This is a genomic window from Pseudomonas sp. MPDS (assembly GCF_013283895.1).
Lineage (GTDB): Bacteria > Pseudomonadota > Gammaproteobacteria > Pseudomonadales > Pseudomonadaceae > Aquipseudomonas > Aquipseudomonas rhizophila.
This window is the reverse complement of sequence record NZ_CP054128.1, coordinates 1,233,194-1,257,775: the sequence shown is the minus strand read 5'-3', so window position 1 is coordinate 1,257,775 and position 24,582 is coordinate 1,233,194. Positions and strand designations below refer to the sequence as shown.

At 57.7% G+C, this 24,582-nt stretch carries 11 protein-coding genes; 8 read left to right on the top strand and 3 right to left on the bottom strand.

What is annotated here, in order from left to right; all coding sequences use genetic code 11:
- Positions 1-180: 180 nt before the first annotated feature.
- The 3 genes from HQ912_RS05405 to HQ912_RS05395 all read right to left on the bottom strand — a co-directional run bounded on the left by HQ912_RS05405 (position 181) and on the right by HQ912_RS05395 (position 13,155).
- Complete coding sequence (locus HQ912_RS05405; protein WP_080962915.1) at positions 181-627, bottom strand: hypothetical protein; 447 nt, start codon at positions 625-627, stop codon at positions 181-183.
- Between the two features lie 902 nt (positions 628-1,529).
- Complete coding sequence (locus tag HQ912_RS05400; RefSeq protein ID WP_047229024.1) at positions 1,530-2,060, bottom strand: contact-dependent growth inhibition system immunity protein; 531 nt, start codon at positions 2,058-2,060, stop codon at positions 1,530-1,532.
- Position 2,061: 1 nt separating this feature from the next.
- Positions 2,062-13,155, bottom strand: a complete 11,094-nt coding sequence (locus HQ912_RS05395; RefSeq protein WP_173406556.1) for a filamentous hemagglutinin N-terminal domain-containing protein — start codon at positions 13,153-13,155, stop codon at positions 2,062-2,064.
- A 635-nt stretch (positions 13,156-13,790) separates the two neighbouring features.
- Between HQ912_RS05395 and HQ912_RS05390 the strand changes: the two genes are divergently transcribed.
- The 8 genes from HQ912_RS05390 (at position 13,791) to HQ912_RS05355 (ending at position 24,564) form a co-directional block, all read left to right on the top strand.
- Positions 13,791-15,416: an ABC transporter substrate-binding protein gene (locus tag HQ912_RS05390; RefSeq protein ID WP_076383545.1), complete on the top strand. Its 1,626-nt coding sequence runs from the start codon at positions 13,791-13,793 to the stop codon at positions 15,414-15,416.
- Positions 15,417-15,720: 304 nt separating this feature from the next.
- The gene (locus HQ912_RS05385) at positions 15,721-17,322 is read left to right on the top strand and encodes an ABC transporter substrate-binding protein (protein ID WP_047229026.1); all 1,602 of its coding nucleotides are present in this window, start codon (positions 15,721-15,723) and stop codon (positions 17,320-17,322) included.
- 171 nt (positions 17,323-17,493) lie between these two features.
- A complete protein-coding gene (locus HQ912_RS05380; protein WP_047229027.1) occupies positions 17,494-18,927 on the top strand; it encodes an OprD family porin in 1,434 nt (477 codons plus the stop codon).
- A gap of 75 nt (positions 18,928-19,002) precedes the next feature.
- Entirely contained in the window at positions 19,003-20,598 is a 1,596-nt protein-coding gene (locus tag HQ912_RS05375) for an ABC transporter substrate-binding protein (RefSeq protein WP_076383542.1), read from the top strand.
- A gap of 74 nt (positions 20,599-20,672) precedes the next feature.
- Positions 20,673-21,683 carry an ABC transporter permease subunit gene (locus tag HQ912_RS05370; RefSeq protein WP_047229029.1) on the top strand — a complete coding sequence of 337 codons (1,011 nt, stop codon included), beginning with the start codon at positions 20,673-20,675 and terminating at the stop codon, positions 21,681-21,683.
- Positions 21,684-21,693: 10 nt separating this feature from the next.
- Positions 21,694-22,605 (top strand): ABC transporter permease subunit, encoded by a 912-nt coding sequence (locus HQ912_RS05365; protein ID WP_047229030.1) that lies wholly within the window; start codon positions 21,694-21,696, stop codon positions 22,603-22,605.
- 10 nt (positions 22,606-22,615) lie between these two features.
- Entirely contained in the window at positions 22,616-23,584 is a 969-nt protein-coding gene (locus HQ912_RS05360) for an ABC transporter ATP-binding protein (protein ID WP_173406555.1), read from the top strand.
- On the top strand, positions 23,584-24,564 hold the full coding sequence (locus tag HQ912_RS05355; protein WP_047229032.1) for a peptide ABC transporter ATP-binding protein: 981 nt from the start codon (positions 23,584-23,586) through the stop codon (positions 24,562-24,564). The genes HQ912_RS05360 and HQ912_RS05355 overlap by 1 nt, the downstream gene beginning before the upstream one ends.
- The last annotated feature ends 18 nt before the right edge of the window (positions 24,565-24,582 follow it).

Sequence of the window (24,582 nt, the reverse complement as noted above, 5' to 3'; positions counted from 1 at the left end):
AATGAAAGATTTGACTCGACTTTCTCAACGCGGCCCAAGCCATCTGTTTGGAAGGTTTTATTCCCATCGACTTTATATACGGTATTCGGCACAGGCTTATTCAGCTCTTTATTCCATGCACCTTTACCACCAGAACTAATCTCGTCTTCCCGTAAAGCTTGCCCTGTTCCTTTTGGACCATCAACTTACCCAGGAAATGTGATCTCCATCTAAATAATATAGTCCTTCAAGCCTTCCTGAAATTTTAGGCAGCTCGAGAAGAGACTCTGAAATATATGAAAAAGGAAGCCCACTCCTTAGCTCTTGAGCTCTTGCAGAGTAGTCTGCCCAAGAAGGCTCAATCATCCCATTCCAGAATGTAACAAAGGAGCCATCCTCAAGAAGAATGACAGGTTTTAAGTACTCAACTTCCCCACCATCATCCCAGTACAGATAACCTAAGTAACTAGAACCATTTTTCCCAACAAAACTAGCGCGAACGATTATTTGAGCGTCAGTACAAGTCTCCTTATCAAGGAGAGGACGGGCTGTTAGCTCATCTTCCGCAGATTCATCCATAGGAAAGTACCAAACACCAAAACTAGCAAGATCACCAATGGTTAATTCATATATTTGTTTATCAGTCATGCTTGCATACCTATTTAATCAGGTGCTTGATTGAGTCAAACAATTCGGGCCGCCCTATATCGCCATAGGCTTTCTGCAACCCCGAGCTTATTTGCCCAGGAGTATACGTAGCCGGCTTACCACGTACCATGGGTGGCAAATACTTACTGATAGCTTTATGCATAGCATCAGGATTCACCTTTCCCGTATGAGAGTACTGGGTAGAGTCGCAGGGTGATCTAGCATGTCATTTTTCGAGAAAAACGGGGACAGACCACGTTTTTTACATCACAGAAAACATGGTTTGTCCCCGTTACTCCCCTTTTTTTCCACAGAACCTATCCCCTTTTTTGCTTATGGCAACTTGACTATAACGACTTCATTAGAGCCTTTGGGTAGTTCCAGAAGGTACTTCCAGTGCTCCAGGATCGCGCGCCACTCCTGCAAAGTAAACTTACCTTTCGGCTGCCCGATCCATTCGTCATTAGCCAGAATATCGACCTGTACACCTGAAGCGTTAATACGCAATAGGACATCATCCCCCCTCAATGGTTGAAGCCTGAACCCCCTCCTCGATCGAGGCAATAGCCTCTAGCATTCGATCACAATGCTTCGGTATTTGAGCGATTGCGTCCAGTACACTACAAACATAAAGATCGTAACGTTGCGCGTCCTTCTGACCGAAAGCCACCTCGGCTACAGTATCAAAAACCTGCCCCACAGGAGGGGGGTTTACCCCCCTTCAACATGATAAAATTTCAATTCCATTTGGCGCCCTCAAGGGTTGTGTAAAAACGGGGACAGCCCCTGAAGGATCCCCACAAATTCACTCCAGGCTCTGCGCCCGATTGGAAAAACGGGGACAAACCACGTTCTTACATCACTGAAAAATGGTCTGTCCCCGTTATCCTATCCCCTACACATTAGGTGCACCGACTAAAAGCCAAGCGTAAGGCCGCACCTACATCAGAAGGGCTACTGCCACTGGGGATAATGACATAGTCACTCTCACTTACTCCCTTACCACTCCAGGCTTCTAGCTTTTCATGATAGCTAGGACGAATAGTTATCTGCCCCCTATTACTTTCGATACTGCATTTCTTCATATCTTTAAATAATGCACGTTTAGTCTTGTAGCCATAGCGCTCCAAAGTACTGCCAACCCATTGATCATATCGTTGATTGGTCAAGTTGTAGTCGTATAACTCCATATCAAAAGTAGCTTCAGGATGAATCCAAACATCCTTTCGCGGCTCGGGAAGCACAAATCGGCTATGAGCCAAGGCGTCAAGCACAGCAAAGCCTAGCTCTTTATCGGCAACGTCAGGGCTTAAAAAATGTTCCACACCTTGCGGGTCCGCTTGGCTACTTCGATAGCCAGAAAAAGTCTTTATGGAAATAAAATCCTTATTTATTTTCGCATCTGCCCAAGCTGTTTTCACGACATCATTCATCTTAATCCACCTTGGTAATTTTTACCGTAACGCCTTTACCCTGACCATACTCAATAGCTCTATTAATTTGATCCCACTGAGCACTCGTCGTAGATTTTGGAACTGCCACTTGCAATTCACGACTAGTAATTTGACTAGAGGATACTGTTACATCCTTCAAACCGTACTCAGTAAACCCTGCGGCTGTATCAATATTTCCTTTGAGCGATGAATAAACCTGACTTGGATTGGCAATTTTAGCCGCTGTGGTCGTATCAAGTGTTTTTGCACTGGTCGCAACACCGGTCGTTCTATCAAAAAAGTCAAACGTCTTGAAGTTCGGCGGTAGTCGAGAGCCCGCTGGCAGTTGCGTCCCAAGGTAATCCTCCCAAGGCATTCCTTGACCTTGGATACCCTTACCCCACTCAATCCCAGTAGTAGCACGATCTACCGCCCCGCCAGTTGCTTTTGTACCTACCACCAGAGCATCAGTACCACCAGTTGCTGCACCCAAACCTACATCATCAACGATCGCTCCAGCGCCACTCAGCCCCTTCGGAGCAGTTAATATCGGCGCCAAGGCCCCCGCGATAGCCCCTCCATCACCTAAGGCGTCGAGAAGAAGCTTACCCCATTGTTCTTGCGCCAGGTATTGTGATTTTTGAATAGAACCAGCGGATTCACGCAAACAAGAAATAGTCCCACACTCTAAACCCGCCCGCTGCATTTCTATCAACGTGAAAGTTTTGCAAAAACTTGTCTGGCAATTTTCAAGCAACTTACTGCCCAGAATGGTCTGAGCCTGGTCATATTGTGCTTGCTCGGCTACTGAGAATCCATTTTGGCTATCCGCCAAAGGTTTCGCTTTATTTAGAACATCTTTAATACATCCGACTTCGCCCTTACAAGCCGAGTCAATTTCTTTGGCTAGCTTCTCTCTTTGTTCATGTGTTAGGTAATTATGAACGGTGGCAAGTTGCGATACCCAACCCGCGACCTGTTGATCCTTATCGCTACCACCAGCGCCAGCAGCGACGACCATGCCCAGGAGTTGAGATGTCATGGCTAGAGCCTGATCATGCGCAACACCAGGGAAAATTTTGTCCCCAACCATCTGAATCAAGGCTTTATTGGCTCCGGCAGCCAACGCTGAAGTAGTGAAATCACCTCCGGCGGCCTCTCCAATCAGACCACCTACGATGGCGTGAACCGCGACTTTGGTGGGGAGACCACTTCCTAAAAGACTGTCCCCTACTTGTGCATAAATGGCACCTGCCAACATATCAGCGGCCAACGCCACCGCAGCCTGTCCCAAGTTGTCCTTAAACTTCCCGCCGTCGACAATGGTTTTCAAAGCCGCATTGACCGCTAGGCGGGCACCGACATTTGCCCCTCCTAGACCGCCACTAATGCCTGCGACCGCAATATTTTTGAGGCTATCGCTAGACGTAACATCTTTAACAACAGCACCAAGGTCGCCCTTATTATTGATAGTGCTGATCGCAGCACCACTGGCCGCCGTGGTGATCATGGAAGTGACAGCGATATTGCCCCATCCTGCTGCTGCAGTGGAGCTGGCCGCAGCCATTGCCGTGCCGGAACCCGCCGTCGCACTGGCTGCGGAACCCACCGCCGCACTGGCGGTTCCCGCCGTCAATACGGTAACAATAATAATAATCGCCAGCATCGCACCCTGCCCAAGGCTCGAGCTGCTGTACTTGAACGACTCGTGAGTTTCCTTGATCAACCGCCAATCCACATCACCGCGCTGCTCGGCCTCCTTGAGCCAGGCCAGTTGCGGGTCAGCCTTGACCATGGCGTCGATGGTTTGACTGACGGTCTTCTGATTGATGTGCTTGATATCGATGTTTAAGCCATCGACAGCCTTAATGACCAAGTCGCCTTGAGCCACCAGTTGGCTCTGGCGGAGGTTTTCATCAGTGTGACCTTTACCCTTCATCGAGTTCCAGGCCAAGCTGGTGTTGCTCTTGGTATGGCTTTCCTGATCTAGATCCTTGACGCCCTCGAAGGTGATCGCCCCCCCGCTGTGTATTGTCAGGTCATCGCCACTGTTCAGCTTGGCGACTTGATAGCGCTGGTCACTTCCACTGAGCAAAATCAGATCCCCACCCGTGGTGATCTGGCTCCCAACATGGGTGACCTTGGTCAGCTCATCACGCCGGAACTGTTTCTTTCCCCAACTGCCGTTTTTCTTTTTCTGATACAGCGAGTAATCACTGTCTTGCGCAGCCAACAAGTCAAGATTTTCGCCAGCCACCAAGTAAGCTTCATCACCGGCGGTGACGCGGCTGGAGATGAGCGCCATGTTTTTTTCGGCACTCATCGACACATTACCCCCAGCGCTGATGGTGCTGCCGATCTGTTTGACGTGATCTTTCTGGGACGTGACCTTTTTCGACTTGTAGTAATAGTGTGATTCGTCGGCGCCGGAAGAGACCGTCATATTCTCGTTGGCGGCCAGGGCTACGTTGCGATCAGCGCTGATCTGGCTGGCAATGGCGTTGAAGTCTCGGCCAGCATTCACAATAACGTCACGACCGGCGTCGACGTTCGAACCCAGTTGAGTGATCGAGCTTCTGCGAATCCCACCCGTACTGGAGCTTTGCTGTTGAGCCGAGACGATATTGACATCCCGTCCAACATCGATCCGGGTATCACGACCGCTGACCATGACGCTGCCAACGCTCTTGTAGTCCCGACCGGCGCCCATGGTCAGGTCATTGGCGGCTTCGATGCGCGAAGCGCTGTCCGTGTAGTCCTTTAGCTGGTTGTAGCCTTTGTTGCTGAAGCTGGCAGTGGTGATGGTGCGCTCGTTAATCACGTCTCCGACTATCGCGTTCATGCTGATGTCACGCCCGGCGATGATCCCGCCGGACTTATTGACGATGTCGTTGCCAGCCAGCATGTCGAGACGGTTTCCGGCTTCGATCAACCCGCTGTTGGCGAGGTTCTGGCCGGCGGTCGCGGAGAGGTTATTGGTGGCCCGGAGGGTGCCAGCATTCTCAAGATCCTTACCGGCGATCAACGTGACGTTCTGGCCGGCAATCAACGCACCATTAGGCGCCAAACGATTGTTGGCCTGCGCCATATACAACACCGGCACCAACACCTTCTCACCGTTCACTTCATGCTCTTCAAGCCAGACGATGTCGTGGGTCAGCGCGGCGACTTGCTGGGCGGTGAGGGTGACGCCCATCGACAGGTTGAGGGCGTCTTTGCTGGCGAGGGCGTTGTTCATCAGGTACTTGAACATCGCGTCGTCAGAGGTCTGGCCCTCGATGAAGCGTTGGCCGGTGCGGGCGACGACGGCTTGCTGGATCAGACGTTGTTCGAACAGACCGTCGCCCAGGCGTTTGGCGCTGATGTCGGGGTCGTAGCCGAGTTTGGTCAGCAAATAATCCGAGCTGGTAAATGACTTGAGATTGGTGAGGACCGGGTTGGTCTCGATCAGGTATTTATGCGGCTTCGAGGTAACCGTTGCGCTCGGCAGGCCCGTGACTCGTGCCAGGGCCTGGCTGGTCGGAGGTGTTGGGGTTCCTGCAGAGGCACCGCCTGCTGGAGAGGTTATCTGGAAGGCGGACCCGCCAGTGTTGTCACCAGTCAATGGCTGCAACTGACGATCAGAGGCCGAAAGCTGAGTGGCGTCGGCGACCTGAATGTCGCGCACATTAGCGATTGGGGCGGCGGTGGAGCGATCTGATGCGCTCACGCTGGCGTTGCCAATTGTCCAGTTCTGCGGCACGGCCGGAGCCGGAGATGCCGAGGCATTGCTGGAACCCTGCCCGCTCAATCGGAACAGGCCATTTTGCCCGGTCGGGAGGCTGAAACCGGGAAGTGTCAGGGGGTTTATCTGTTGTTGAGCCAGGTCCGGTGGGAGTTGGCTGTTCAGTGTGACGACCGTGGTTCTGCCTGATCCTGACGCGGCGGTTGTGGTGTTACGGGATGAAGTTGATATGCCGGCGGAGAAGGGACGCTCTACGCCGTTGGTGATTTTGTTTGTTGCGGTGATGGAGACGTTGCCGCCGGCTTGGATGATGGCCGGAGCAAAGTTGTCGGATGAGGTGGAGGAAACAACTATTTGATCAAACGGAGTGGAATTTTTTATAAAGCTTGGCAACGCACTTTTAATGCCAGTCGAATACTGGGATGCGGCAAACTCTATTTCAGGGATACGTTTACTCACATTTCCGCCAAGCGCTATAATGATCGGGCCAAAAATCTGAAAGTATTCCTTTTCAAACGGCTTCGCCCCTAACACTCCGCTCTGAGAATAGATAATAGTCTCAGTGCCAGACGCATTCCAAAAATGCATGCCACCACTGTAATCGGCATCATTATAGACATTATATTTTACAAATTCAGCCATTTCATTATATGTAGGCTTGTAGTACGAGTAATACTCCCTACTTACATAATCCCCCAGAGCAGTGTCGGAATTTTCAAAATTACCCACAGAAATGTCTATATCACCTGCTGCAGCAACCGATGAGTTTGAGTTCAGAAACGACCCACCTCTAACTAAAAAATCACCAGATGAACTCAAGGAGGCGGCAGGGGCTGTTGTATCCCCTGAAACCACTACTCGGTATTTCTGTTCATGCACATAATAGGAGGCCGGCTGTTGGCGTTGCCAATAACGAGGAAGCGAATCACAGCTATAACACTGAATCCCTATCGCCGAAGAATACAACTCCGCCTCAGTCTTAAAATCCCCGCGTTTATTAATAATGGAATCCGCATTAATAGAAAAATCCCGTCCACTCTCCATAGTGCCCGAATCATTCTCCATCAGCGCCGACCGTCCACCCAGGTCATTGCGCGCTACATCAATATCCCCCAACGCATAAACATCCGACTTACGGTTGGTCAAACTCCCCACCCGAAACTTCAAATCCCCACCGCTGAACAAAAACCCACCTTGGTCGTTCAGCAACGTCGAAGCCGTCAGTTTCAATCCATCCGCGCCAGCCACGGTCCCATAGTTATTAATGGTGCCCGCATTGATATTCAACGCACCCGCCGATGTCAGCCGCCCGTAGTTATTCAGGCTGCTCAAGCCACCGCGGCCACCAATCGTCGTGGTCCCGCCGCCGGTAATGCTTGCCATGCTGCTCAGGTCGATCGCAGCGGCATCCACCGTCATGGAGCCCAAGCTGGTGACGCGGCCATTGCCGCTATACCGCCCGGTCAACTGCAAGCCCATGCTGCCATCACTGGCGATCAACCCATGGTTGATCCAGTTCCCGCCCTTACCCTCCAGCCGCGTCGAGGCCAGCAGTTGCCCGGTCGCGGTCTGGGTGAAGTTCTTGACGTTGACGTTCAATCGCCCGGCCTGGATGACGCTGGTGTTGGTCCAGGTGTCGGCGTTGAGTGTCAGGCCGCCGCGGGTGACGATGGTGCCGCCTGCGCCGGTGACGTTGGGCAGGGAGATGTCGAACGTGCCGTCGCCCAGATGCAGCAATTGGCCGCCGCTGTTAAGGAAACTGTTGGCGGCCAGGGTCAGATGAGTGTTGGCGGTTTCCAGGTTGCCGTTACGGTTGTCGAAGAGGCTGCCGACCTGGAAGTCGGTTTTGCCGCTGGCGCCCAAGGCGCGCAATTTGCCGCTCTGGTTGTCGAGGTTCGCAGCGCGCACGGCCAGGGTGCTATCGCTTTCGAGGATGCCGCTGCGGTTGGTCAGGGTGCCGCTCAGGCCGAGGTCGATGCGGTTGCCGGCGATCTGGCCAGCGGTGTTGTCCAGGCTGGTGCCGATGGCGCTGAGCAGTCCGGTGGCGTAGAGGCCGCCGTTGCGGTTGTTCAAGTCGGCGGTGTTGATGACGACATCGCCGGTTTGGGCCGCGATTCGGCCACCGTTGTTGTTCAGCCCCGCCAAGGCGCGAATGTTCAGGCTCTGCGCCTGGATCACACCGCCCTTGTTGTTCACATCGAAGCCGTTGCGCAATACGCCCACGGTGCGCGTTTCAAGGGCGCCCTTGAGGGCGGCAAGGGTGCCGCCGCGGTTGTCGATGTTGGCCGCGGTGAGGCTGACATCGCCGGTCTGGGCGATGAGTTTGCCGCCCTGGTTGTCCAGGTTACCGCTCAGTTCAACAGTCAGGCCGCTCTGGCCTTGCATCTCGCCCTTGCCGTTGGCCAGGCTCGCGGCTTTCAGGTTGACGTCGGCTGTCTGGCTGTAGATCAGGCCGTTGGTATGGTTCTGCACGGCGCCAGTGGCGGTGATTGCCAGGGCGTTTTTGGCGGCGACGGTGCCGGTGTTGCTGTTGTCCAGGGAGCCGGAGGTCAGGGTCATTTGATCTTGGCTGGCGATTTGACCGCCCTGGTTGTTGATCGCCGTCGCGCCCTTAACGGTCAGCGGGCCGGCGCTGGCGAGCTTGGCGCCGCTGTTATCGAGGGCGCCGTTGAGGTTCAGGTTGACCGCCGCGTTACCGATCAGGTTGCCTTGGCGGTTATCCAGTTCGTCGGCGTTAATGGTCAGCGCTTGTTGAGCGTTGATGGCACCACTGGCATTGTCCAGGGCCGTGGTCTTGATGGTCAGGCCGGCACCGCTGTCGATCAGGCCACCCTGGCCATTGTCGAGGGCGCCGCTGAGGATGAGGTTCTGGGCGCCGCCGCTACTGAGCACCCCTTTTTGTGAGTTGTTCACCGCAACGGCCTTCACATCAAGGGTGCCCAGGCTTACCAGCGCACCGCCGTTGCTGTTGAGCAGGTTGCCCAGCAGCGTCAGGTTCACGTTACCGTTGCGGCTGGAAAGCGTGCCGTTGTTGCGGTTGTCCAGGCTGGTGCCGTTGACCAGCAACCCTTGCCACCCGGAGATCAAGCCGTTCTGGTTGACCAGGGTTTTGCCGTCGAGACTCAGGTTCTGGCTGCTGATCAGCTTGCCGCCGCTGTTGTCCAGCGTCCGGCCGCGCAGGTTGAAACTTTGGCTGCTGGAGATTTCGCCGCCCTGGTTGTTCAGGTCACGCAGGGCGTTGAAGGTCAGCGGGCCTTTGGCGGTGATCAAGCCATTGCGATTATTCAGGTCGCCGTTGCCCAGGTTCAGGGTGACGGCTTTTTCGCCCAACAGGCGGCCGCCGTCTTGAGTCAGCGATGCGAGGGTCAGGCTGATGTCGCCCTTGGCCGACACTTCACCGCCGTCGCTGGAATCCAGGGACTCGGCACCGAGGGTAAGGTCGCCCTGGGCATTGATCAGGCCATCGGCGCTGTTGTTCAGGGCCATGGCGTTGAGGACCAACGCGCCGCCCGCCAGCACGCTACCGCCCTGGTTGTTCAGATCACCGCTATTGAGCGTGAGCAGTTGCGCGGCGCTGATCAGGCCTTGCGCCTGGTTATCCAGTTGCTGATCGACGGTCAGGTCGAGGTTGCCGCGACTGGTGAGGGTGCCGCCGTTGTTGGTCAGGCTTTGCGCCGTGGCATCCAGGGTCGCCGCGCCGATCAGGCCTTTGACGTTGTTCAACGCCTGGGCGATGCGCAGGGTCAGGCCCTGGCTGCTGAGTAGCCGGCCACCGTCGTTGTTGAGATTATTGGCCGCCAGGGTAAAGGCTTCGGCGCTGGAGATTTCACCGCCCTGGTTGTTCACGCCGTTGAGGTTTTTCAGCAACAGCACGCCGGGGGCGTTGATCAAACCGCTCTGGTTGTTGAGCTGGCCATTGTTCAGGTCCAGGCTCAGCGAGGTGTTGCTGAACAGCTTGCCGCCCTGCTGATCCAGACCGGACACCGACGCGGTCAACGCGCCTTGGCTGCCGATGCTCCCGCCATCCTGGTTGGTGACTTGGCCAGCCACGAGGTTCAGCGTGCTGCCGCTGTTGAGGCGACCGCTCTGGCTGTTATCGAACGCGCCAGTGGTGACACTCACCGTGCCTTTGCCGCTGATGTTGCCCTGCTGACGGTTGTCCAGCGCCGCGCTGGTGAGCAGCAACGCGCCGTCGGTGACCAGTTCGCCGCCCTGGTTGTCGAGACGCCCCAGGCTTTTCACGGTGAGGTCGGCGGCGCTCGACAGACTGCCGTCGGTGTTGGTCAGGTTGGCGGCGCTGACATTCAGCGTGCCTTCGCTGCTGAGTTGGCCTTGGGTGTTGAGCAGATCGCGGCTCAGGTTGATGCGCTGGTTCTGCTGGCTGATCAGGTAGCCGCCGCTGTTGTCGAGGGAGCCGCCATCCAGCTCGAGTCCAGCCTTGGCGCTGAGCAGGCCTTTGGTGCGGTTGAGCAGTTTATCCACGGTCAGCTTCAGCGCCTGACCGGCGAATACCTGGCCGCCATCGCTGTTGTCGAGGTTCTGGCTGATCAGGGTGACGTCTGCGTTGCTCGACAGCTCACCGCCACGGTTGTCGAGGTCGTCGACATCGAGATCCAGCGCTTTTGTCGCGCCGATCAAACCGGCCTGACGGTTGTCGAGACTGGTCGCCTTGAGCGTCAAGGCATCGGTGCTGATCAACGTGCCTTCGCGGTTATCCAGCGAGGTGACGGTGGCCTCAAGCCCGGTCTTGCCGGCGATGCTCCCGGCGCGGTTGTCCAGATGATCAGCGGCGAGCAGCATCGCGCCATCGGCGATCAGCGAGCCGCGCTGGTTGTCGAGCAGGGTGTCGACAGTCAGGTCGAGCTGATCGCGGCTGCTGATCAGGCCATCGCTGTTGTCCAGGCTGTTGCTGCGACTGTCCACGGACGCCGCCGAGATGACGCCCCGGGCGTTGTTGAGGAGCTGGGCGATTCTGAGCACCAGACCTTGATTGCTCAGCAATTTGCCGCCGCTGTTATCGAAGTTCTGCGCCGCCAGGGTGAACGCTTGTTTGCTGGAAATTTCCCCGTTCTGGTTGTTCACGTCCTTGAGGTTGTTCAGCAGCAACGCACCCGAGGCATTGATCAGGCCGCCCTGGTTGTTCAACTGGCCCTGGTTCATGTCCAGGCTCAGGCTGGTGTTGCTGAACAACTCACCTTGTTGTTGATCCAGACCGGTAACACTAGCATCCAGAGCTTTTTCACTGGCAATGCGGCCAGCGGCGTTATTCACCTGGCCGGCCTTTAGCAGCAGCGTGTCTCTGCTGATCACGCTGCCGTCGACGTTACTTAGTGTCGCGGCGCTGTCGATGCTCAACGCTCCCAAACTGGAAAGCTGACCACCGTCATTATTCAGCTCGCCCGTTTTGACGCTGGCCGTGGTGTCGCTTTTCACGCTGCCTTGGGCGTTGAGCAGTTGTCCGCGCAGGTCCAGATTCAGCCCTTGCTGTGCATAAAGAGATCCCTGGCGGTTATCCAGTTGCTCCCCATCAATAGCCAGAGCGGCGCGGCTGGAGATCAAACCCTTGGCCTGGTTGTTCACGCGTTCGAGAGTCAGGCTCAGGTCGCCATAGGCAATCAGTTTGCCGCTATCGCTGTTGTCCAACTCGGTGCCGGCCAGCGCCAGGACGCCCTGGCTCGACACTTCACCGCCCCGGTTATCCAGACTGCCTACGTTAAGACTCGCTGCCTGGGCGGTAGTAATGACGCCGCCCTGACGGTTGTCCAGGCTCGCCGCATTGAGGGTCAGCAGCCCGGTCGATGACAGCAACCCAGCCTGATTGAGCAGGTGCGCCGAGATGCTGGCGGTGAGTGCGTCACCGCTGAGCAACCGACCTGCGGTGTTATCCAGCGAGGCGACATTCAAGGTGACGTCACTCAAGCTGTTGAGCTGGCCGTTGCGATTGTTCAACTGCCCAACATTGGCCGTCAGGTTGCCGTTGCTGCTGACCACGCCTTGAGTGTTGAGCAGCTTGTCGGCCGTCACGCTCAACGCACCACTGCTCAGCACCCGCCCCTTGCTCTGGTTATCCAACGTCCCGGCTTTTACCGTGCCGGTTTGCCCGGCGCTCAAGGTCCCGCCCTGGTTTTTCAACGTCTGCGCAACATTGGCCGTCAGATTGCGACTGGCGATCACACTCTTGCCGTTGTTGCTGAGGTTTTGCGCCGTGAGGCTCACATCCCCCGCCGCATTGCGCGAGTTATCAGCATTGACCCCAGCCTCAATAATGCCGTTGTTGCTCAACTGCCCACCGGCATTCAGGGTGATGGAGTTGCGCGCCGCGAGGGTTTTCTGGTTGGTCAGGTTGCCTTGGGTTTGCGCGTTCAACGTGGTGCCGGCGTAGACCGGACCACGGGCGTCGAGGCTGGCGGCCTTGAGCTTGACGGCGCCGCTGGCCGAGCTATCGACCATGCTGAGATGCCCATTGGCATCGAGCTGAATATCCCCACCACTGGCGATCAGTTTTCCGTCCAGCTTCACGCCAACACCGGCCTCGGTGCCCACCAACTTGATCGCCCCGGCGTACATCCCGCCCAGCGCCGAGGAGTCGATGGCCAGTTCCGGTTTAGCACTGCCGTCATCGGCGCGGGCGGTGGCGCTCAAGGTGTCGGCGTTGACGTCATTGCGTCCGGCAATAATCGTCAGGTTCTTGCCCTGGATCTCGGCGTTGATCTTGGCGCTGCGGGTGATGATTTCGAAGTGGTCGACGTTGTTGGCGTTGAGGCCTGCGCCTTCGATGGCGACGCTGCCTTTATCTACCTGATAACGATCCAGCCGACCGTTTTCCACCACCGGTTTACCGGTGCTCAAGGTCACTTTGGGGCTGTTGATAAAACCGCAGCCGTTGCAGGTGATGCCGTACGGGTTGGCGACGATGACGTGGGCCGATTGCCCCGCCACTTCGGTGTAGCCGCGCAACTGGCTCGGGTTGCCGCCGTTGACTTCGTTGAGGATGGTCTTGGCCGCCGTGCCATTGAGGTTCGGGTTGCCGAGGATGATCCCGCCCAACTGGGTGGACTGGGTGCGGGCGGTGGCGTTGTTGAGAATCACACCGTTGCTGCCGACGTTGTAATCCTTGAACTGGTTGTGGGACAGGCCGCTACCGTTGGGCTTGGCGATGTTGACGACGGGCACGCCGTTGCCGGCCCGGTCCAGGCCAGTGCCCGGTGCGCTGACTACGATGCCGTCAGCCTGGGCCCACAGCGGTTGCCAGAACATGACGTTGGCCAACAGGAACGCCAGGCCGCGTTTGGGCATGCCCCAGAAGTGCTCGCGGGTTTGCAAGGCAGCAGAAGGCTGGCGGGCCAGAAAGGCGTGTTGGCGGTCGTCCATGATCGAGTCTCGTCGCAGCAGGAATTTAAAGAAGCACTTCCATGCGAATGTCGAGCGGCGGCAAAACCAGACACGACTTTGCTCCAGGGGTGGGTGAAGGCAGGTGCTTACCCCCGGGCCAGAAAGTGACATCAAAATAGTGGCGCGATATTAGATAGCCATTATTCTGGCGTCAATGAATGAATACGCAAAGAAGGGGCTGTACGGACCACCGGTCTGGAGATGGAGGGGTAATTGTCAGGCTGCCATCGCGAGCAAGCTTTGCTCCCACAGAGGATCAGTCACATGCAGTAGCGCGCAATACACACAAAGGCCGCGTGGTTAAACACACAAGGCCCCTTGGGTTGCACCCCTCTATCTCGCGGGTTTCATGGGGTGATACCCGCCCCAATGCGGTGCACAAATACCTTCGAGGCGCACAGGAATCGGGCGCAACTTGTATCAAAAACGGCCCCGCAAACGATCAAATGCGTCAGAAGTTACACAGATGCGACATTAAGGTACGTTCGTGCCACTGTTTCAGGCCTGTAACCGCTCTGGATCTTGCATTGGGTATGGGGCCTGCATAAGTATCCGCAGGACGACTCACGAGGTCGCCCTCAAATCCAAAAATGACAACAAATCATGAGGCCAACATGCTTAAACACGCGGTCATTCCGTTTTTAGTCGGCGCAGGCTTGTTAGCCAGCGCACCTTTCGCCCATGCGGCGACTAACCTGGTGTTCTGCTCCGAAGGGAGTCCGGCCGGTTTTGACCCTGGTCAGTACACCACCGGAACCGACTTCGACGCCTCTGCAGAAACCATGTTCAACCGCCTGACCCAGTTCGAACGCGGCGGCACCGCTGTGATTCCTGGCCTGGCGACCAAATGGGACATTTCCGAAGACGGCCTCACCTACACCTTCCACTTGCGTGAAGGCGTCAAGTTCCACACCACCCCGTATTTCAAGCCGACTCGTGAATTCAACGCCGACGACGTGCTGTTCACCTTCAATCGCATGATCAGCAAGGATGACCCGTTCCGTAAGGCCTACCCGACCGAATTCCCGTACTTCACCGACATGGGGATGGACACCAACATCACCAAGATCGATAAAGTCGACGACCACACCGTCAAGTTCACCCTCAAGGATGTTGATGCCGCGTTCATCCAGAACATGGCCATGAGCTTCGCCTCGATCCAGTCCGCTGAGTACGCGGCCCAACTGCTCAAGGAAGGCAAGGCCCCCGACATCAACCAGAAGCCGGTCGGCACCGGCCCGTTCGTGTTCAAGAGCTACCAGAAAGACTCCAACATCCGCTACACCGGGAACAAGGATTACTGGAAGCCTGAAGACGTGAAGATCGACAACCTGATCTTCGCCATCACCACCGACCCATCGGTACGCATCCAGAAGCTGAAGAAGAACGAGTGCCAGGTCACCCTCTTCCCACGCCCAGCCGACCTCAAGGCGCTGAAAGAAGACAAGGCACTGAAGATGCCTGACCAGGCGGGTTTCAACCTGGGCTACATCGCTTACAACGTGATGGACAAGATCAAGGGCAGCAACGAGCCGAACATTCTGGCCGACCTGAAAGTTCGCCAGGCGCTGGACATGGCGGTCAACAAGCCACAGATCATCGATTCGGTCTACCAGGGCGCTGGCCAACTGGCGGTCAACGCCATGCCGCCGACCCAATGGTCCTACGACACCACCATCAAGGACGCCAAGTACGACCCTGAAAAAGCCAAGACGCTGCTCAAGGAAGCCGGCGTCAAGGAAGGCACCAACATCACCCTGTGGGCGATGCCGGTACAGCGTCCGTACAACCCGAACGCCAAGCTGATGGCTGAAATGCTGCAGTCCGACTGGAAGAAGATCGGCCTGAACGTCAACATCGTCAGCTATGAGTGGGGCGAGTACATCAAGCGCTCCAAGGGCGGCGAGAACCAGGCCATGATCATTGGCTGGAGCGGTGACAACGGTGACCCGGACAACTGGCTCAACGTGCTGTTCGGCTGCGACTCGCTGGCCGGTAACAACTTCTCCAAATGGTGCGACAAGAAGTTCGACGACCTCGTCAAGCAGGCCAAGCGCACGACCGACCAGGCCAAGCGCACCGAACTGTACAAACAGGCGCAACACGTCCTCAAGGACGCTGTGCCAATGACACCTATCGCTCACTCGACGGTGTATCAACCCATGCGCGCCAATGTGCAGGACTTCAAGATCAGCCCGTTTGGCTTGAACTCCTTCTACGGCGTCAGCGTCAGCAAATAAAGGTAGGCAACGGCGGCGTTTCTGACGGCGCCGTTGCTTTACCTGCCGAGACCAAGACTCAGGAAAACGCCTACATCCAAAAGCACTGCGTACCACAGCAGCTGGTTTAGGACGTATCGCCTTTTCCCACAAGTCTTTCAGGCGTTACGCATTTACTGCCTGGCCCGCGGCCCATACCGTCGGGAGCCAGGTCGATCTGCTGACGCTGCGGCATCGCTGTTCGCAATGGATTGAACTCAGTGCCCGGACAGGTCCTGCAAGGGCGCCGGTCTCTGTTAAACACCCCATAGAGAGAGGGAGCGTCATGCGCCATACCTTGGTTTTATCCGCATTGCTGGGCACCGGCCTGCTGGCCGCCACTTCCATGGCCCAGGCCGCCGGCGGCAGTCTGGTGTTCTGCTCCGAAGGCAGCCCCGCCGGTTTCGACACCGCGCAATACACCACCGCCACTGACAACGATGCCGCCGAACCGCTGTACAACCGCCTGGCCGAGTTTGAAAAGGGCGCGACCAACGTCGTACCTGGCCTGGCGACTAGCTGGGACATTTCCGAAGACGGCCTGAAATACACCTTTCACCTGCGCGAAGGGGTGAAGTTTCATACCACCGATTACTTCACGCCGACCCGGGATTTCAACGCCGACGACGTGCTGTTCACCTTCAACCGCATGCTTGACCCGCAGCACCCCTTCCGTAAGGCCTACCCGACCGAGTTTCCATACTTCAACGGCATGAGCCTGAACAAGAACATCGCCAAGGTCGAGGCCACCGGGCCGCTGACCGTGGTCATGACGCTCAACAGCGTGGACGCCGCGTTCATCCAGAACATCGCCATGAGTTTCGCCGCGATCCTGTCGGCCGAATACGCCGATCAGTTGCTCAAGACCGGCAAGCCCAGCGACATCAACCAGAAGCCGATCGGCACCGGGCCGTTCGAGTTCAAGAGCTACCAGAAAGACTCCAACATCCGCTATGTCGCCAACAAACAGTACTGGGCGCCGGAGCGGGTCAAGCTGAACAACCTGATCTTCTCCATCAACACCGATGCCTCGGTACGGGTGCAAAAACTCAAGGCCAACGAATGCCAGGTCACCCTGCATCCGCGTCCAGCCGATGTGCCGGCCTTGAAGAACGACCCGAAACTGCAACTGATCGAGAAACCCGGTTTCAACCTCGGCTACATCGCCTATAACACCCGTCACAAACCGTTCGACCAGGTCGAAGTGCGCCGGGCGCTGGACATGGCGGTGAACAAGCAGAGCATCCTCAACGCCGTGTACCAGGGCGCGGGGCAACTGGCGGTCAACGCCATGCCGCCGACCCAGTGGTCTTACGACGATACGATCAAGGACACCGCCTACAACCCGGAAAAAGCCAAGGAGTTGCTCAAGGCTGCCGGGGTCAAGGAAGGCACCGAAATCACCCTCTGGGCCATGCCGGTACAACGCCCGTACAACCCCAACGCCAAGCTGATGGCCGAAATGCTTCAGGCCGACTGGGCGAAAATCGGCCTGAAGGTGAAGATCGTCAGCTATGAATGGGGCGAATACATCAAGCGCACCAAGAACGGCGAGCACGATGTCAGCCTGATCGGCTGGACCGGTGACAACGGGGACCCGGACAACTGGCTGGGCACGCTGTACAGCTGCGATGCCATTGGCGGCAACAACTACTCCATGTGGTGCGATCAGGACTACGACAAGCTGATCAAGCAGGCCAAGGTCGTCACCGATCGCGACCAGCGCACCGTGCTCTACAAACAGGCCCAGCAATTGCTCAAGCAGCAAGTGCCGATCACCCCTGTCGCTCACTCGACGGTCAACCAGCCGCTGAGCGCCAAAGTCGAAGGGTTCAAGGTCAGCCCCTTCGGTCGCAACGTGTTCTCGGGCGTCAGCCTGAACCCATAACTGATTAGCCATACAGCAGGGCCCCATTTGGGGCCCTCACGCAGACGTCTTGCCGAAATTCACCGTTCAGGCGTAATGCAAACGTTTGCGAAGCCAAGATGAGTTGTAAAAACCGATAGCCGTATCACTAAAAAAGACCGGCATTAAAAAGAAAGAAAAGGAGCGTTACCGATGAAACTGAGCAACACCGCGTTACTGGCCTTGGCCATCAGCAGCGTTACGGCCACGGCGTACGCAGAATCACAGAGCCAGGCGTTCACTCCGGTGACCGTGAAAGAAAAAAACGCCCAGAGCGAAGCCACCGGCTTTCTGGAAGGCCAGTCGGTGACGGGGTCTACGCGTAACTGGTACGCGAACGAGCAGCTCAAGCGCGGTGCCAAGTTTGGCTACATCAAAAATGGCGCTCTGGCCGAAACTGATCGTCGTATCAACTGGGTTCAGGGCACTATCGTCAATTACAATTCGGGCTTCACTGAAGGCACTGTTGGTTTCAGCACTGAAATCGCTGCCTACAACGCCATTGCACTAGAGCGGGATCGCGAGAACCTGGCCGCCGGCAACGGTGGCGCGCCAAAGACGGGCACTGCTTCGGGCAACAACCGCACCCTGACCGAAAAAGGCGGTGACGCGGTAGGCCAGTGGAGCAAACTGGGCTTGGCCAACGTAAAGGCGCGGGTCTCCAGCACCACCCTGACGGCCGGTCGCCAGAGCTATAGCAGCCCGCAAGTCGACACCATCGGCAACCGTGCCCTGCCGTCGAGCTTTCAAGGGGTGAGCCTGAATGTCGCGGAGCTGGAAAACCTGACTTTTGACGTAGCAACTTTCGACCGCGTATCTCCTCGTTCGGAACAAAGCCTGCGTAAATTCCGCGCCGAGTATGCTAACGGTCGGCAAGAGTCCGATCACATTAACACCGCCGGCATCACTTACACGCCACTCGCTAGCCTGACCACGAGCCTCTGGGCCACTAAGGCCGAAGATCTCTGGAATCAATACTATTTCGGCGCCACTCATGTGCTGGGCGACAGTTCGGTACTGAGCCTGACCACCGGGCTGAACTATTACAAAACCCAGGAGGAAGGCAAGGCGCTAATCGGCGACATCGACAACGACACTTACTCCTTATCGTTTGGCCTCGCGCACCAGGCCCACAGCCTGACACTCTCCTACCAGCAAGTGAACGGTAACGAGTATTTCGATTACCTGAACGAAACTAACGGCATCTATCTGGCCAACTCCCTGTTGTCGGACTTCAATGGCCCGAACGAAAAATCCTTCCAGATCGCCTACGGCCTGAACATGGCTGAATATGGCGTTCCAGGTCTGAAGTTCAACATCTACCAAGCGCGCGGCTGGGGCATCGACGGCACCCATTACAAAGGCAACAACGGTGTGATCGACAAAGGCTACGATGGCATTCAGATTCAAGACGGTGAACATCACTACGAATACGGCATCGGCGCGTCCTATGCCGTACAAAGCGGCCCATTGAAAGCTACCGCGATCCGTGCGACCTACACCGCTCACCGTGCCAGCGAAAACCAGTCTGATGGCAGCATCAACGAATTCCGCCTGGTCACCACCATCCCGTTCAACATTCTCTAAACCATCCACCGAACGGCCGACTCACGAGGTCGGTCGTTCGGTTTTTGCCATTTAACCGATTGCAGAGGATTGCCGATGAACATGAATCCCCTACGCGCAGCCATCGCCGCTGCGTTGCTGAGTGTCGCCGTAGGCGCCACGGCCAAACCCCTGGTGGTTTGCACAGAAGCCAGCCCGGAAGGCTTCGACATGGTCCAGTACACGACTGCAGTCACTGCCGATGCCGTGGCAGAAACCATCTTCAATCGCCTGGCCGACTTCAAGCCCGGCACCACCGAAGTGATTCCGGCCCTGGCCGAATCCTGGGACATCAGTGACGACGGCCTGACGTACACGTTTCATCTGCGCAAAGGCGTCAAGTTTCACACCACCGATTATTTCAAGCCGACCCGCGACATGAATGCCGACGACGTGGTCTGGAGTTTTCAGCGCCAGCTGGACCCGAATCATCCCTGGCACAAGCTGTCGAGCGTAGGCTTCCCCTACTTTGAAAGCATGGGCTTCAAAGAGCTGCTCAAGAGCGTCGAGAAAGTCGACGAGCACACAGTCAGGTTCAGCCTGACCCGCCGCGAGGCGCCATTTCTGGCGGACATCGCCATGGCCTTCTCCTCGATCTACCCGGCCGAATACGCCGACCAGTTGCTCAAGGCAAACAAGACCGGCGACCTCAACAGCAAGCCGATTGGCACCGGCCCGTTCATTTTCCAGCGCTACAACAAGGATGCCCAGGTTCGTTTCAAGGCCAACCCGGACTACTTCCGTGGCAAGCCACCGGCCGATGCGCTGATCCTGGCCATCGCCACCGACAACAACGTGCGCATGCAAAAGCTCAAGACCAACGAGTGCCAGATCGCGCTGTATCCAAAACCCGATGACATCCCCAGCATCAAAAAAGACCCGAACCTGAAGGTGACGGAACTGGACGCGATGACCGTTTCCTACACCGCCCTGAATACCAGCCACAAATACATGAGCGATGTGCGGGTGCGCAAAGCCATCGACCTGGCCTTCGATAAGGAAGCCTACGTCAACGCGCTGTTCGGCAAGGGCAATGCCACCGTGGCGGTCAACCCGTACCCACCGACGCTGCTGGGCTTCAATCATGATCTGAAAAATCCGCCCCGGGACCTGGACAAAGCCCGTCAACTGCTCAAGGAAGCCGGCGTACCTGAAGGCACCGTGTTCACTCTGTTCACCCGTAACGGCGGCGGCCCGACCAACCCCAACCCGATGCTCGGCGCGCAGATGATGCAGGCCGACCTGGCCAAAGTCGGGATCAAGGTCGACATCCGCGTGATGGAATGGGGCGAAATGCTCAAGCGCGCCAAGAACGGCGAGCACGACATGGTTTCCGCCGGATGGGCGGGCGATAACGGCGACCCGGATAACTTCCTGACGCCTATGCTCAGTTGCGAAGCGGCCAAGAACGGCGAAAACTACGCGCGCTGGTGCAACGAGCAATTCCAGGCGCTGATCGACCAGGCCCGCGCCACAGTGAACCCCGAGGAGCGCACCAAGCTCTATGAACAGGCCCAGGTGCTTTTCAACCAGGACCAGCCGTGGATCAGCATGGCCCACACCCGAATGTTTACCGCAATGCGCAAGAACGTAGAGGGCTATGTGATTAGCCCGCTTACGACCAATAACTTCGCCACCACCCAGGTGAAGTAGATAAGAAAACGCCCGACAACTCTTATCCAGGAGCTGTCGGGCACGCCTAACCGGCTGATGAGGTACACCTTAAGATGTTTAGTTTTATTGCCCGCCGACTGGGATTATTGATCCCCACGTTCTTCGGCATCACCTTGCTGACTTTCGCGTTGATTCGCATGATCCCCGGCGACCCCGTGGAAGTGATGATGGGCGAACGTCGGGTCGATCCCGAAATGCACGCTCAGGCAATGGAACGCCTTGGCCTGAACAAACCGCTGTATGCCCAGTACCTGGACTACATCGGCAAACTGGCCCAGGGCGATCTCGGCGAATCGCTGCGCACCCGCGAAAGCGTCTGGACCGAGTTCAGTTCCCTGTTTCCCGCGACCCTGGAACTGTCCATGGCCGCCCTGTTGTTCGCCGGTATCCTGGGCCTTTTGGCCGGGGTGATCGCGGCACTCAAGCGAGGATCCCTGTTCGACCACGGGGTGATGGGCATCTCCCTGGCGGGGTATTCGATGCCGATCTTCTGGTGGGGCCTGATCCTGATCATGTTCTTCTCGGTGTCCCTGGGCTGGACGCCGGTGTCGGGACGGATCGACCTGCTCTACGACATCGAGCCGAAAACCGGCTTCATGCTGATCGACACGCTGCTGGCCGATGAGCCGGGGGCATTCCTCGACGCCCTGCACCACCTGATCCTGCCGGCCATCGTGCTGGGTACTATTCCGCTGGCGGTGATCGCCCGCATGACCCGCTCCTCGATGCTCGAAGTGCTGCGTGAAGACTACATTCGCACCGCACGCGCCAAGGGCCTGTCGCCTTCGCGAGTGGTATTCGTGCATGGCCTGCGCAACGCGCTGATCCCGGTGCTGACCGTGGTCGGCCTGCAAGTCGGCACATTGCTGGCCGGTGCGGTGCTGACCGAAACGATCTTCTCCTGGCCAGGTATCGGCAAGTGGCTGATCGAAGCCATCGGCGCCCGGGACTATCCCGTGGTGCAGAACGGCATCCTGTTAATCGCCTGCCTGGTGATTCTGGTCAACTTCGTCGTGGACGTGCTCTACGGCTTTGCCAACCCACGTATCCGTCACCAGCGCTGAGATCAAAACCATGAGTACTCCAACTACCTCGGTAGCAGTCGATCAAAGCCTGCTGTACCCGTCCCCCTACAAAGAATTCTGGCAGGCGTTTTCCCGCAACAAGGGCGCCGTGGCCGGGCTGATGTTCATGACCCTGATCGTGTTCTGCGCGATCTTCGCCCCGTGGGTCGCCCCCCATGACCCGAGCGAACAATACCGCGACTTTTTGCTGACACCGCCGGTCTGGCTCGAAGGCGGTCAGATGCAATTTTTGCTGGGCACCGACGAACTGGGGCGCGATTTGCTGTCGCGGCTGATCCAGGGTTCGCGTCTGTCGCTGCTGATCGGCTTGTCGTCGGTGGTGATGTCGCTGATCCCGGGCATCCTGCTGGGACTGTTCGCCGGGTTCTTCCCGCGTCTGCTCGGCCCGACCATCATGCGTTTGATGGACATCATGCTCGCCCTACCCTCGCTGCTGTTGGCCGTGGCGATTGTCGCCATCCTCGGCCCTGGCCTGATCAACACCGTGATCGCCATCGCCATCGTGTCGCTGCCGTCCTACGTGCGCCTGACCCGCGCCGCGGTGATGGGCGAACTCAACCGTGACTACGTGACCGCCGCCCGCCTGGCCGGTGCCGGCCTGCCGCGCCTGATGTTCATCACTGTGCTGCCCAACTGCATGGCGCCGCTGATCGTGCAGGCAACCTTGAGCTTTTCCTCGGCGATCCTCGACGCCGCCGCCCTGGGCTTCCTCGGCCTGGGCGTCCAGCCGCCAACCCCGGAGTGGGGCACCATGCTGGCCTCGGCCCGAGACTACATCGAACGCGCCTGGTGGGTGGTGAGCCTGCCTGGCTTGACCATTTTGCTCAGCGTGCTGGCAATCAACCTGATGGGCGACGGTTTGCGCGATGCGCTGGACCCGAAACTCAAGAATGCCGCCTGAGGAGATTCCCATGTCACTGCTAGAAATCAAGAATCTCAACGTTCGCTTCGGCGACGCCACCGCCGTGCCGGTGGTCGACGGCCTGGACCTGAGCGTGGAAAAGGGTGAAGTACTGGCCATCGTCGGTGAATCAGGCTCGGGTAAATCCGTGACCATGATGGCGCTGATGGGCCTGATCGAGCACCCGGGCATCGTCACCGCCGACGCGCTGAACTTCGATGGCAAGAACATGCTCAAGCTGAGCAACCGCCAGCGTCGGCAGATCGTCGGCAAGGACCTGGCGATGGTGTTCCAGGACCCGATGACCGCGCTCAACCCCAGCTACACAGTGGGTTTCCAGATCGAAGAAGTGCTGCGCCTGCACCTGAAGATGTCCGGCAAGGCCGCCCGCCAGCGCGCCATCGAACTGCTGGAGAAAGTCGAAATCCCGGGCGCCGCCAGCCGCATGAACGCCTACCCGCACCAACTGTCCGGCGGCATGAGCCAGCGTGTGGCGATTGCCATGGCGATTGCCGGCGAGCCGAAACTGTTGATCGCCGACGAACCGACCACCGCCCTCGACGTGACCATTCAGGCGCAGATCATGGACCTGCTGCTGGCCCTGCAGAAAGAGCAGGACATGGGTCTAGTGCTGATCACCCATGACCTGGCCGTGGTGGCTGAAACCGCCCAGCGTGTGTGCGTGATGTACGCCGGCCAAGCGGTGGAAGTGGGCAAGGTGCCGGAGCTGTTCGACATCCCCGCCCACCCGTACAGCGAAGCACTGCTGGCGGCGATTCCGGAACACAGCATGGGCGCCGAGCGCCTGGCGACGCTGCCAGGTATCGTCCCCGGTCGCTACGACCGTCCGCAAGGCTGCCTGCTGTCGCCGCGCTGCCCGTATGTGCAGGACAACTGTCGTCAACAACGCCCGGCCCTCGATCCGAAATCCAACAGCCTCGCCCGCTGCTTCTACCCGTTGAACCAGGAGGTGGCGTGATGGCCGTCGTACTTACCGCCCGTGACCTGACCCGTCATTACGAAGTGTCCCGTGGCATGTTCAAGGGCCATGCGACCGTGCGCGCCCTCAACGGCGTGTCGTTCGAACTGGAAGCCGGCAAGACCCTGGCCGTGGTGGGCGAATCCGGTTGCGGCAAATCCACCCTTGCCCGGGCCCTGACGCTGATTGAGGAACCGTCCACCGGCTCCCTGAAAATCGCCGGCCAGGAAGTGGCCGGCGCGAACAAGGCCGAGCGCAAGCAGTTGCGCAAAGACGTGCAGATGGTGTTCCAGAGCCCGTACGCGTCCCTCAACCCACGGCAGAAAGTCGGTGATCAACTGGCCGAGCCCTTGCTCATCAACACCAACCTGTCGGCCACCGAGCGGCGGGAGAAAGTCCAGGCGATGATGAAGCAGGTGGGCCTGCGCCCCGAGCATTACCAGCGCTACCCGCACATGTTCTCCGGCGGCCAACGCCAGCGCATCGCCCTGGCCCGCGCCATGATGCTGCAACCCAAGGTGCTGGTGGCGGACGAACCGACGTCGGCGCTGGACGTGTCGATCCAGGCCCAGGTGCTGAACCTGTTCATGGATCTGCAGCAGGAGTTCAACACCGCTTACGTGTTTATCTCCCACAACCTGGCGGTGGTGCAGCACGTGGCCGACGACGTGATGGTGATGTACCTCGGCCGTCCGGTGGAAATGGGCCCTAACGAGTCCATCTACAGCCGTCCGCTGCACCCGTACACCCAGGCGCTGCTCTCGGCCACCCCGACCATCCACCCGGACCCGAACAAGCCGAAGATCAAAATCGTCGGCGAACTGCCCAACCCGCTCGACCCACCGTCCGGCTGCGCCTTCCACAAGCGCTGCCCATACGCCACCGAGCGCTGCCAGACCGAAGAACCGGCCTTGCGGTTGCTGGATAACCGGCAGGTGGCGTGTCACTACGCCGAGCAATTCCTCGACGGCGCGGCGTAAACCCGTCAAGGACTAGGC

Coding starts and splice junctions, on each gene's coding strand:
- HQ912_RS05360 (WP_173406555.1), top strand. CDS start 22,616: ATGTCACTGCTAGAAATCAAGAATCTCAACGTTCGCTTCGGCGACGCC.
- HQ912_RS05370 (WP_047229029.1), top strand. CDS start 20,673: ATGTTTAGTTTTATTGCCCGCCGACTGGGATTATTGATCCCCACGTTC.
- HQ912_RS05355 (WP_047229032.1), top strand. CDS start 23,584: ATGGCCGTCGTACTTACCGCCCGTGACCTGACCCGTCATTACGAAGTG.
- HQ912_RS05385 (WP_047229026.1), top strand. CDS start 15,721: ATGCGCCATACCTTGGTTTTATCCGCATTGCTGGGCACCGGCCTGCTG.
- HQ912_RS05380 (WP_047229027.1), top strand. CDS start 17,494: ATGAAACTGAGCAACACCGCGTTACTGGCCTTGGCCATCAGCAGCGTT.
- HQ912_RS05405 (WP_080962915.1), bottom strand. CDS start 627: ATGACTGATAAACAAATATATGAATTAACCATTGGTGATCTTGCTAGT.
- HQ912_RS05400 (WP_047229024.1), bottom strand. CDS start 2,060: ATGAATGATGTCGTGAAAACAGCTTGGGCAGATGCGAAAATAAATAAG.
- HQ912_RS05390 (WP_076383545.1), top strand. CDS start 13,791: ATGCTTAAACACGCGGTCATTCCGTTTTTAGTCGGCGCAGGCTTGTTA.
- HQ912_RS05365 (WP_047229030.1), top strand. CDS start 21,694: ATGAGTACTCCAACTACCTCGGTAGCAGTCGATCAAAGCCTGCTGTAC.
- HQ912_RS05395 (WP_173406556.1), bottom strand. CDS start 13,155: ATGGACGACCGCCAACACGCCTTTCTGGCCCGCCAGCCTTCTGCTGCC.
- HQ912_RS05375 (WP_076383542.1), top strand. CDS start 19,003: ATGAACATGAATCCCCTACGCGCAGCCATCGCCGCTGCGTTGCTGAGT.